Origin of the sequence: Bacillus sp. SJS (assembly GCF_000732485.2) — a bacterium.
Taxonomy (GTDB): domain Bacteria; phylum Bacillota; class Bacilli; order Bacillales; family Bacillaceae; genus Metabacillus_B; species Metabacillus_B sediminis.
On record NZ_JAQV02000009.1, the window covers coordinates 63,849 to 74,659 of the forward strand.

Consider the following 10,811-nt stretch of genomic DNA (forward strand, 5'->3'; position numbering starts at 1 on the left):
TATACTGAACCATTATCTTTTTTGTAATCAGTAATTTTAGGGAAAAATATTAATATGTGTTAATCAACATTTTGCATATACTGTGCAATAACAGGAGTTTATAAAATAAAAAGAACAAAAAAGAGCCAAACCCTTAAACATCAAGGTTTGGCTCTTTTTAGGGGGATGTAATTACATCATGCCGCCCATTCCACCCATACCGCCCATGCCGCTCATATCAGGCATGCCGGCGCCGCCGCCTTCTTCTGGCTTGTCGGCTACTACTGCTTCAGTAGTAAGGAACATTGCTGCTACAGATGCAGCGTTTTGAAGAGCTGAACGAGTTACTTTAGTAGGGTCGACGATTCCAGCCTCTACCATGTTTACCCATTGTCCAGTTGCAGCGTTGAAGCCAACGCCGATTTCTTCGTTTTTCAGACGCTCTACGATAACAGATCCTTCAAGGCCTGCGTTGTGAGCGATTTGGCGTACTGGCTCTTCAAGAGCACGAAGAACGATGTTGATTCCAGTTGCAGAATCGCCTTCTGCTTCAAGAGAAGCTACTTTGTTGTATACATTCACTAGCGCTGTACCACCGCCGGATACGATTCCTTCTTCTACTGCTGCGCGAGTAGAGTTCAGGGCGTCCTCGATGCGTAGTTTGCGCTCTTTTAGTTCTGTTTCAGTAGCGGCACCCACTTTGATCACGGCTACGCCGCCAGCAAGTTTAGCAAGACGCTCTTGAAGTTTTTCTTTGTCGAACTCAGAAGTTGTTTCTTCTAATTGAGCACGGATTTGGTTTACGCGGCCTGCGATTTTGTCTGTTTCGCCTGCTCCTTCAACCACTGTTGTGTTTTCTTTCGTAACCACAACTTTGGATGCGCGTCCAAGCTGAGTGATGTTCGCAGATTTAAGATCCAGACCTAGATCTTCTGTGATCACTTCTCCGCCAGTCAGGATGGCAAGGTCTTCAAGCATCGCTTTACGGCGGTCACCGAAGCCAGGAGCTTTAACCGCTACTGCATTGAATGTTCCGCGAAGCTTGTTCACAACTAGAGTTGCAAGAGCTTCCCCTTCAACATCCTCTGCAACAAGCAATAGAGATTTGCCTTGCTGAACGACTTGCTCAAGAACAGGAAGGATTTCCTGGATGTTTGTGATCTTTTTATCTGTGATCAGGATGTAAGGATTCTCAAGAACCGCTTCCATCTTGTCTGAATCAGTTACCATGTACGGAGAAGCGTAGCCGCGGTCGAATTGCATACCTTCGACGACTTCAAGCTCTGTTGTGAAACCTTTGGATTCTTCAATTGTGATAACGCCGTCGTTTCCAACGCGCTCCATTGCTTCAGCAATCAATTGTCCAACTTCTTCGTCAGCAGAAGAGATCGATGCTACTTGAGCGATGGATTCTTTGCCTTCGATTGGCTTGGAGATCGCTTGAAGCTCTTCGATTGCTGCTTTAACTGCTTTCTCGATTCCTTTGCGGACGCCCATAGGGTTAGCGCCGGCTGTAACGTTTTTAAGACCTTCGCGGATCATTGCCTGTGCAAGAACCGTTGCAGTTGTCGTACCGTCACCCGCTACGTCGTTCGTTTTGCTTGCTACTTCAGCAACAAGCTTGGCTCCCATGTTTTCGAAAGCATCTTCAAGCTCGATTTCTTTCGCGATTGTCACACCATCGTTTGTGATAAGCGGAGAACCGAATTTCTTTTCAAGAACGACGTTGCGTCCTTTTGGTCCCAATGTTACTTTTACGGCATTCGCAAGCGCGTCCACACCGCGAAGCATGGAACGGCGAGCTTCTTCGCTGAATTTAATTTCTTTAGCCATGAAAAATACCTCCTTGGAATTGTTTATCGTTTTATTTTTGTTATCCGGTTGTATCGATTAGCCGATAACCGCTAAAATGTCGCTCTCACGAAGGATCAGGTATTCTGTACCTTCATATTTAACTTCAGTTCCAGCATATTTTGAGAAGATGATGCGATCGCCGGCAGCTACTTCAAGAGCAACCTTCTCGCCATTATCCAAAATGCGTCCTGTACCAGCAGCTACAACTTTACCTTCTTGCGGTTTTTCCTTCGCAGAATCTGGCAATACGATGCCGCTTGCTGTTTTTTCCTCAGATTCAACCAATTCAATAATTACACGATCACCTAGTGGCTTTAACAAGTGAAACACCCTCCTCAATTTCATATGTAGTTTATTTTTATTAGCACTCGTTTATCTTGAGTGCTAACACACAAGTCTATATTATATAAACTTTTTGCTAATTTCAAGTGAAAACTATTTAATTTTTGTTCGACGAAATTCAACATTTGAAAACGCACCCACACAGACTCCGTATAAGAGAAAAGGCGGAGGATGTGGTACAATTATTTGTGGTCATGTAAAATGTATCATTTCCCGCACACAGGAATAGGCTAAAAGCATGTGCGGTCTTAAAAGGAGCTTATTTGTGAAGAGACATTATTGGTATATTCTGCTTACATATGTCATCATGCTGTTCTCCGGATTAGTGGGTTACCGGCTTCTTCTTTTATTGGGAGTGGACCGGGGACAGGTCATCGGATACTGGAACATCATCAGCTTTGCCGTCGGGCTTACCGTTGTTTTGCTTCTATTGAGGAAGGACCGCGGAGATTTTGATTTAAGAGGAACCCCCGCTTCGCCATCAGCAGCTGCAGGATGGGCAATCGGCGGTATTTTTCTTGCGTTTTTAGCACAAATTATAGCTGCTAATATTGAGATTCAGCTATTCGGCATTAAACCCGGATCGGAGAATACACAGCGGATTATGGACATCGTCAAGGTGACCCCGCTCATGATCTTTGTTGTTTCGATTGCAGGACCAATTCTTGAGGAAATTGTTTTCCGCAAAATCATTTTCGGAACGATTTATAAACGGACCAATTTCGTCCTGGCCGCACTGATCAGTTCGGTGATCTTTGCGGTCGTCCATCAGGACCCTTCCCATATCCTTCTCTACTCAGCTATGGGATTTACGTTCGCTTTTCTTTATGTTAAAACGAAGCGCATCATCGTTCCGATTATCGCTCATTTGTCGATGAATACATTAGTGATTGTGATTCAGTATGTGTACAGGGACGACATTGAACGATTGATGAAAGACGCTGAACAATTGCAAAGCATTATTGGAGGAAACTTTTTATGAGAGCACGTCCTGGCGCACTTGCCATCTTTTACTTAGCAATGGGAGCACTATTCACATACCTGGCCATTAACAGCGCCGCAGAAGGCCTCTGGACCTTCCCGACCATCATTATGATGCTGATTGCAACCTTTGATTTTGCCGTTGCGCTCCGGATGCTGCGATTAGGCCGAAAGCTTAAAAGGAATACAGAGAAAAAATAACCTGTCCGCCGGACAGGTTATTTTTATTGGGAAAGCTGCTCCTTCGCCTCTTCCTCCATCTGAATCTTTAATGACTGGCGGTAGGCCCGCTGTGAAACGATGATGCTGATTTCGTAAAGGATAATCAGCGGCAGGAGCACAATCACCTGGGATAGGAGCTCCGGCGGGGTAATGAGTCCGGCTACGACGAGCAAAAAGAAATACGCAAACTTCCGAATTTTTCTCAAAAACATAGGCGTGACTATTCCGAGCCTTGTCAGGAACATAATGACCACCGGGAGCTGGAAAAGCAGCCCGAAAGGCAGGGTCAGCTCAAAAAGGAATTGAAAATATTCGTTAATTCCGATTACCTGGCTGATCCCTAAATCATCAGAAAAATTCGTCATGAATCTTACGACAAACGGAAAAAGAACGAAATAAGAGAATGAAATGCCTCCCAAAAACAGCAGAACGCTTAATGGAATATAGCTTAATGTAGCTGTCCGTTCTTTTTCATACAGTCCAGGGCTGATAAAGGACCACAGCTGGAACAGGATCAGCGGAGAGATTAAGATTAATGCGATAATCACCGCAAACTTCATATAAAGGAAGAGCGGATCTGACATTCTGAATGCATTCAGCGTCAGATTCTTCGCTTCGTCTGTTTGCTGCAGAAACAAAATGATCGGCTTCGCAAGAAAGAAGCCTGCAATCAGGGCAAGAATAAAAAAGATGGCAATGACTAAAATTCGTTTCCTAAGTTCCTCAATATGCTCATAAACCGACATTTCCCGTTCATTCATGGAACCATCCATCCTTTTACACAGATGTCTCGCTCGGATAATGCTTAAGGAAATACACAAGAGACTGCAGTTCTACGGCCAAATCAATATGGTGAATCCGAATATGATCCGGTACGTTCAGTCTCGCAGGGGTAAAGTTTAATATGCCCTTGACGCCAATCGCAATCAGACGGTCGGTAATGGATTGTGCTGCAGGGGCAGGAACCGTCAGGATGGCAACCGGTGCTCCATCCGGCAGATGTTCCTCGAGCTTGTCCAGATGAAGAATGGGAACCTCCCCTACCGTTGTCCCGATTTTATCCTCCGCCACATCAAACGCAGCGAAAATTTCCGTATTGTTGTTTTTGGAGAAGTTATAGTGTAAAAATGCAGTTCCCAGATTCCCGACGCCAATCAGAATGACTTTTGTTAATTCGTCCTGGTCCAGTGTCTTCCTAAAAAAAGACAGCAGGTAATTTACATTGTATCCGTAGCCTTTTTTCCCAAGAGCGCCGAAATAGGAAAAATCTCTGCGGATCGTAGCAGAATCGACTTTGACCGCGTCACTTAATTCGGCCGAAGAAACTCTCTGCTTTCCTGAAGAATGAAGGTTTTTCAAGAAGCGATAGTATAAAGGCAGCCTCTTAGCGGTCGCCTGCGGTATTTTGGATTGATCAATGTTCATTCTCGTTCCCTCACATTCCTTGATGCAAATCTAGTGGCTTATTCCCCACTTTTTCTATAGGATCTTCCATTATCATTATTTAGTTAGCGCTTCCAATTTTATCTCCTCCGCCAATTGAAAGTGGATAAAAATGGACATTCAAAGCGTCTTACCCAAACTATACACTATTTTATCTTGATTGTCTGTTTACGGATTGCAACAATTTCCGGTGAAACAGACAGCATGGTTGCCGGCAAACCGCAGTTAAGCTACACTGAAACTAGTATACATGAGGTGAAAAGAATGATTCTACTACAAGTTCAGCAGCTCACAAAATCTTTTGGAGCTGAGCCTATATTATCGAATATTAAGCTGGAAATTCAAACACGGGACCGGATTGCCCTCGTCGGCCGAAACGGTGCCGGAAAATCCACGCTTCTTAAAATTATTTCAGGTCAATTATCGTATGATTCCGGCGAGATAATCAAGCCAAAGGATCTGACCATTGGCTATTTGGCGCAAAACACCGGGCTTGAATCGTCCCGTTCCATTTGGGATGAAATGCTGACGGTGTTCAGTGAATTTCAGCAGATGGAGAAAAAAATGCGCGGCATGGAATCCGATATGGCTGAGATCAATCCGGGCAGCCCGCAGTTTGAACAGATCATGAAGGAATACGATCATTTGCAGACTTCCTTTAAAGAACGCGGCGGCTATCAGTATGAAGCAGACATCCGCTCTATTCTGCATGGCCTTGGATTCGGGGATTTTGATTCCTCAACTTCGATTGCCAAGCTCAGCGGAGGCCAGAAAACCCGGCTTGCCCTGGGAAAGCTTCTATTAACAAGTCCGGCCCTTCTGATTCTGGATGAGCCGACAAACCACTTGGACATTGCGACTCTTTCCTGGCTCGAGCAGTACCTTCAGGGCTATAAAGGCGCCGTTCTAATCGTATCGCATGACCGGTATTTCCTCGACAAAGTGGTGAACCAGGTTTATGAGATTTCCAGGCTTCAATCCGCGAAATTTATCGGAAACTACAGCAAGTACCTGGAGCAAAAAGCAGAGAACTATGAGCGTGATATGAAGGCCTATGAGAAACAGCAGGATGAGGCCGCCAAGCTCAGGGATTTCGTTCAAAAGAACCTTGCCAGAGCATCCACAACAAAACGGGCCCAAAGCAGACGGAAGCAGCTTGAAAAAATGGACATGCTGGACCGTCCGCTTGGGGATGAAAAATCAGCCGTTTTCCGGTTTGATATTGAAAAGCAGAGCGGAAACGATGTCCTGAAGGTGGACAGCCTTTCTGTTTCCTATGATGGAAAAATCCCGACCATCTCCAACATTTCGTTTTCCGCAGACCGGGGAGACAGCCTGGCACTTGTAGGACCGAATGGAATCGGAAAATCTACGCTCCTAAAAACAATTGTTGGAAAGCTTCAGGCAATTGAAGGCGATATCCGCTACGGATCCAGTTTGAAGATTGGCTATTATGATCAGGAGCAGGCAGAGCTCACCTCGAACAAGCGGGTGTTAAATGAGCTTTGGGATGAATATCCCCTTAAGCCTGAAAAGGAGATCCGGACGGTACTCGGTAATTTTCTTTTCTCAGGGGATGACGTTCTAAAGCCTGTCTCTGCATTAAGCGGAGGAGAAAAAGCGAGACTTGCGCTTGCGAAGCTGATGCTAGAAAAAGCGAACCTGCTGATCCTCGATGAGCCAACGAACCATCTGGATTTGGACAGCAAGGAAGTTTTGGAGAATGCCCTGGTAGATTATCCAGGAACCATTCTGTTCGTCTCGCATGACCGGTACTTCATCAACCGGATTGCAACGAAGGTGTGCGAGCTTTCAAAGAATAGTCTCGAGCTGTTCCTCGGGGATTACGATTACTATCTTGAAAAGAAACAGGAGCAAGAGGAGCTGGCTGCGATAAAACTGCAGGAGGAAGCTGGCTCTGTAAAGGTTCAGGACTCAAAAGAAACGAAGCTGAGCTATCAGCAGGAGAAAGAACTTAAGAAAATGGAGCGGCAAAAACAGCGGCGGATTGAAGAAATTGAATCTGAAATCTTTACACTTGAAGAGAAAATCGAGGAAAACGAGCACTTGCTTGCTGATCCGGCGAACTTTCACGATCATGAAAAGCTTCAGGACATCAGCCGTGAAAATGAGGAGCACCGTTTATCTGTGTCTAAACTGATGGATGAATGGGAAGAGCTTCAAGCATGAAGGACTGTCTAAAAGCCTTGCCAAGTGCAATAAAAAGAAAACCCGGAAACGCTGCTATCGTTTCCGGGTTTTTGTTTTCTATTAAGGATTATGAATTGTTCTTTACCCATAAATGGTTAGTGATTGGAGCGAAAGGGTTGAGATTTCACAGGCGCAAAGCGATTGGAAGGCTCTCTGCCCTTCCCGCGGAAATTGGCAAAAAATCAAGCCAATCTCAGATGACTGAGGCAGCATGAATACCTGCTTTCTGGCTGCTCTTTTTTATCCACAGGCTTCGTCTGTGGATTAGCGCGGTTTCAGCTTTTTTATCCACAATATCCACAAAGAGCTCTAAATTTATCCACGGTTTCCACACCTCTTTAGCCTATGGTATATATAGATTTTATTGCTATTAAAGCTTATGTGGATAAGTGTGTGGATAACTTTTAGGATAAAAAAAGATCCTGCCTGGTTATTAACAGGTTCAGGATCTTGGTCCACAATCGGAATTGTCCAGTTCAAGGCCGGGGTTTGCATTCATACTCATGCTCCCTCTTCTACCTTTCTGGAAAAGCATATGACCTGCAGCGCCAATCATGGCTGCATTGTCTGTACATAAATACAGCGGAGGAATGACAAGCTCCGTATCAGGCATCTCCTTAAAGCGCGCTGTCAGCGCTGTTCGCAGTCCCTTATTGGCTGCAACACCGCCTGCAAGGAGAACTTGATGAACTTTGTACTCATTTGCCGCCCGATAAGTTTTTTCAACCAGTACTTCTACAACACTTTGCTGAAAGCTTGCTGCCAGGTCCTTCGCTTCAATAACCTCACCTTTTTGCTTCGCATTGTGGAGCGTGTTAATAACTGCCGATTTAAGTCCGCTGAAGCTAAAATGGTAGGACCCCTCTTCAAGCCACGCACGCGGAAGATTAAGAACCGGCTCACCTTCGTGGGCCAGACGGTCAATATGCGGACCGCCGGGATATGGCATATTCAACGTTCTTGCTACTTTGTCGTATGCTTCACCTGCTGCATCATCCAAAGTTTCACCAATGACTTCAAAAGAGCCATGCTCTTTCATGTATACAAGCTCCGTGTGTCCGCCCGATACAACAAGTGACAGAAGCGGAAACTTCAGCTCGGTAATAAGCTGGTTCGCATAGATGTGGCCTGCAATATGGTGAACCCCAATCAAAGGAATCCCGTGTGCAAAGGCAAGCGCTTTGGCAGCGTTGACTCCTATCAATAGGGCACCCACAAGACCAGGTCCCTCCGTCACCGCTATGGCGCTCAAATCCTTGTAGGTTAGCTCTGCCTGCTGCATCGCTTCCTCAAGCACCAATGTAATCTGTTCTACATGATGTCTCGATGCAATTTCTGGGACGACGCCTCCAAAACGCTTATGAGATTCAATTTGCGAAGCCACTACATTGGAGACAATTTCGTTTCCATTCTTTATTACAGCCGCCGCTGTCTCATCACAGCTTGTTTCAATCGCTAAAATGTATACATTTTTAAACTCCATTTAACATCACCCACATAACTAAAGCATCCTCTAAATTATCGGTATAATACTGTTTTCTGATTCCTCCAGGCTGAAACCCCAGTTTTTTATAAAGTGACTGGGCGGGGTAGTTCGAAACGCGAACCTCCAGGGAAAGCTGTTTCGCTCCGCGTTTCTTCGCTTCCTTCATCGCTTTTCTGAGAAGAAGCTCACCATAGCCGTTCCCTCTGTATTCGGGAAGAATGGCAATATTGGTAATCTGCGCTTCATCTACAATGAGCCAGATTCCGCAGTATCCGATGACTCTCTGCTCGTTTTCAGCAACTAAGTAAGTGGCAAAAAGATTATGGGCCACTTCATTATAAAAGGACTCTTTATTCCAGGGCGATTTGAAGGATTTCGTCTCTATTTCATAAACAGATTCGATATCTTCCACTTTCATGCCCCTGATCTTTAACTCACTTTTCCCCACGTTCTCCACCAACTTATTTTTGCTCTTCAAGCCATTTAGACTCTGCTTCTGCCAGCCTCGTATAGTTCGGCACTGCCGTGTGCACAGAGGACTGGTCCTTCTGAAGACCGATCCTTGCAAGCTCTGAAGGCCTAGGGCTGTTTTGAACCGAATCGGCCCTTGCAGCCAGACTGCCCAGACTACTCTCAATCTCATCCCAGTGTATTTCAACATCGTGTCCAATAAATAAGACACGTGTCTTTTTCTCTTTTAATTCTTTAAGCCAGTCCGCAAGAAGAATGTTCTGATCCTCAGCATGGCGAAGAATGGCTCCGTTCTTCTCGGAATATAGTCCGGTATAAACTCTCCCTCTCCTCGCATCAAAGATTGGACAGATCAATCCTTGGAAATACCGGCCGTTTGCAGCAAGGCTTTCAAGACTCGAAACCGTATAGAGAGGAATGGAAAGAGACCATGCAAGTGTTTTCGCAATCGTCATTCCAATTCTAACTCCTGTATAGGAACCGGGGCCTGACGCAGCAATGATGGCACCAAGTTCAGCCGGAATCGTTCCGCAATCCTTCAGCAGCTGTTCAATGGCAGGCATCGCCCGAACCGAATGATTCTTTTTTACATGAGTGATCAGCTCGCCTGTCACCACTCCATCTGAAAGTAAGGCTATTCCAAGCGTGTCATTGGATGTATCAATCGCTAATGCTTTCGTCATTTTCAAAAAGCTCCCTGCATATATCAATGTATTTTTGCCCATGAGGAGTAAAACGGATGCTTCTCTCCTCATCTCCCGTGCGGAACAGACCAATCTCAAGCCGTTCAGCAGGAAGCTGATCCTGTATCAGATGAGCCCATTCAATCACTGTGACACCGCTGCTTTCGAAATATTCCTCGAATCCAAGCGCTTCACTTTCTTCATCCAGTCTGTAAACATCCATATGGTATAAAGAAAGGCGTCCCCCATGATATTCTTTCATGATGGTAAAAGTAGGGCTGTTTACAATTTTCTTAATGCCCAGTCCCTTTGCCAATCCTTTCGTGAACGTAGTTTTTCCGGCACCCAAATCACCCTCAAGCGTCAAAACATCCCCTCCTTGCAGAAGCAGGGCCAGTTTTTCTGATAGAGCCTGAGTGAAAAGCGCGGAAGAAGAAGCCGTTTCAAAAGCTTTCATGATGATCACCTGTCATTCTATATAGTGAAGCCTTTCGTTCTTGTATCATTATAAACAGTTTAGCGCACTCCATTCGTTTATCCAAGTCCGCCGCACCAAAAAATAAGCATAAAAAAAACGAAACATCACGTTTCGTTGTCTTATACATGTAATGGCGGTCCGGACGGGACTCGAACCCGCGACCTCCTGCGTGACAGGCAGGCATTCTAACCAACTGAACTACCGGACCATTTTGGTTGCGGGGACAGGATTTGAACCTGCGACCTTCGGGTTATGAGCCCGACGAGCTACCAGACTGCTCCACCCCGCGATAATAGAAAGTATTAAGTTTAGCTATGCTTATGGACAGTAGACTGTCCTCGCCTCAGGAAGCAAAACCAAGCAGCAGCTCGGCGAGTACAACTCGAAGCTTTTTCACGTAAGCATTGCTCGTTGCTCCACCCCGCGACAATAAAAAGTATTTCATTAAGGTTATCTCAAGGACAGACATGCTGTCCCTGGAATAACTCTCATACCTGGCAACGTCCTACTCTCACAGGGGGAAACCCCCAACTACCATCGGCGCTAAAGAGCTTAACTTCCGTGTTCGGTATGGGAACGGGTGTGACCTCTCTGCCATAATTACCAGATATGTGGTTGAAAGATTGCTCTTTCAAAACTAGATAACGATTGCTGCACGAGT

At 45.4% G+C, this 10,811-nt stretch carries 12 protein-coding genes, 2 tRNA genes and 1 rRNA gene; 4 read left to right on the forward strand and 11 right to left on the reverse strand.

Going from position 1 to position 10,811, the window contains the following annotated elements; genetic code table 11:
• Nucleotides 1-171: 171 nt before the first annotated feature.
• Nucleotides 172-1,812, reverse strand: a complete 1,641-nt coding sequence (groL, locus tag AS29_RS05105) for a chaperonin GroEL (protein WP_035408404.1) — start codon at nt 1,810-1,812, stop codon at nt 172-174.
• Nucleotides 1,813-1,869: 57 nt separating this feature from the next.
• Nucleotides 1,870-2,154 carry a co-chaperone GroES gene (gene groES, locus AS29_RS05110; RefSeq protein ID WP_035408406.1) on the reverse strand — a complete coding sequence of 95 codons (285 nt, stop codon included), beginning with the start codon at nt 2,152-2,154 and terminating at the stop codon, nt 1,870-1,872.
• Nucleotides 2,155-2,440: 286 nt separating this feature from the next.
• Here groES and AS29_RS05115 point away from each other — a divergent pair, with 286 nt between their 5' ends.
• Together AS29_RS05115 and AS29_RS05120 are read left to right on the forward strand one after the other, a co-directional pair.
• A complete protein-coding gene (locus tag AS29_RS05115) occupies nt 2,441-3,157 on the forward strand; it encodes a CPBP family intramembrane glutamic endopeptidase (protein ID WP_035408409.1) in 717 nt (238 codons plus the stop codon).
• Entirely contained in the window at nt 3,154-3,357 is a 204-nt protein-coding gene (locus AS29_RS05120; RefSeq protein ID WP_035408412.1) for a YdiK family protein, read from the forward strand. The genes AS29_RS05115 and AS29_RS05120 overlap by 4 nt, the downstream gene beginning before the upstream one ends.
• A gap of 23 nt (nt 3,358-3,380) precedes the next feature.
• Here AS29_RS05120 and tatC read toward each other — a convergent pair whose 3' ends face one another.
• Nucleotides 3,381-4,139 (reverse strand): twin-arginine translocase subunit TatC, encoded by a 759-nt coding sequence (tatC, locus tag AS29_RS05125; RefSeq protein WP_035408414.1) that lies wholly within the window; start codon nt 4,137-4,139, stop codon nt 3,381-3,383.
• Nucleotides 4,140-4,155: 16 nt separating this feature from the next.
• Nucleotides 4,156-4,803 carry a redox-sensing transcriptional repressor Rex gene (locus tag AS29_RS05130; RefSeq protein ID WP_035408416.1) on the reverse strand — a complete coding sequence of 216 codons (648 nt, stop codon included), beginning with the start codon at nt 4,801-4,803 and terminating at the stop codon, nt 4,156-4,158.
• Between the two features lie 282 nt (nt 4,804-5,085).
• Between AS29_RS05130 and AS29_RS05135 the strand changes: the two genes are divergently transcribed.
• A complete protein-coding gene (locus AS29_RS05135; RefSeq protein WP_035408418.1) occupies nt 5,086-7,011 on the forward strand; it encodes an ABC-F family ATP-binding cassette domain-containing protein in 1,926 nt (641 codons plus the stop codon).
• Entirely contained in the window at nt 7,008-7,247 is a 240-nt protein-coding gene (locus tag AS29_RS05140) for a hypothetical protein (protein WP_035408420.1), read from the forward strand. The genes AS29_RS05135 and AS29_RS05140 overlap by 4 nt, the downstream gene beginning before the upstream one ends.
• 227 nt (nt 7,248-7,474) lie before the next feature.
• On the opposite strand, the gene tsaD is transcribed toward AS29_RS05140, so the two are convergent.
• The 7 genes from tsaD to rrf form a co-directional block, all read right to left on the reverse strand.
• A complete protein-coding gene (tsaD, locus tag AS29_RS05145) occupies nt 7,475-8,515 on the reverse strand; it encodes a tRNA (adenosine(37)-N6)-threonylcarbamoyltransferase complex transferase subunit TsaD (RefSeq protein ID WP_035408423.1) in 1,041 nt (346 codons plus the stop codon).
• The gene (gene rimI, locus AS29_RS05150; RefSeq protein WP_331712016.1) at nt 8,505-8,966 is read right to left on the reverse strand and encodes a ribosomal protein S18-alanine N-acetyltransferase; all 462 of its coding nucleotides are present in this window, start codon (nt 8,964-8,966) and stop codon (nt 8,505-8,507) included. The genes tsaD and rimI overlap by 11 nt, the downstream gene beginning before the upstream one ends.
• A 13-nt stretch (nt 8,967-8,979) precedes the next feature.
• The gene (gene tsaB / locus AS29_RS05155; protein WP_035408425.1) at nt 8,980-9,672 is read right to left on the reverse strand and encodes a tRNA (adenosine(37)-N6)-threonylcarbamoyltransferase complex dimerization subunit type 1 TsaB; all 693 of its coding nucleotides are present in this window, start codon (nt 9,670-9,672) and stop codon (nt 8,980-8,982) included.
• Nucleotides 9,650-10,129: a tRNA (adenosine(37)-N6)-threonylcarbamoyltransferase complex ATPase subunit type 1 TsaE gene (gene tsaE, locus AS29_RS05160; RefSeq protein ID WP_035408426.1), complete on the reverse strand. Its 480-nt coding sequence runs from the start codon at nt 10,127-10,129 to the stop codon at nt 9,650-9,652. Before tsaE ends, tsaB begins: the two co-directional genes overlap by 23 nt.
• Nucleotides 10,130-10,281: 152 nt before the next feature.
• Nucleotides 10,282-10,358, reverse strand: a tRNA-Asp gene (locus tag AS29_RS05165).
• A gap of 4 nt (nt 10,359-10,362) precedes the next feature.
• Nucleotides 10,363-10,439, reverse strand: a tRNA-Met gene (locus AS29_RS05170).
• A 203-nt stretch (nt 10,440-10,642) separates the two neighbouring features.
• Nucleotides 10,643-10,758 (reverse strand): 5S ribosomal RNA (gene rrf, locus AS29_RS05175).
• Nucleotides 10,759-10,811 lie beyond the last annotated feature (53 nt).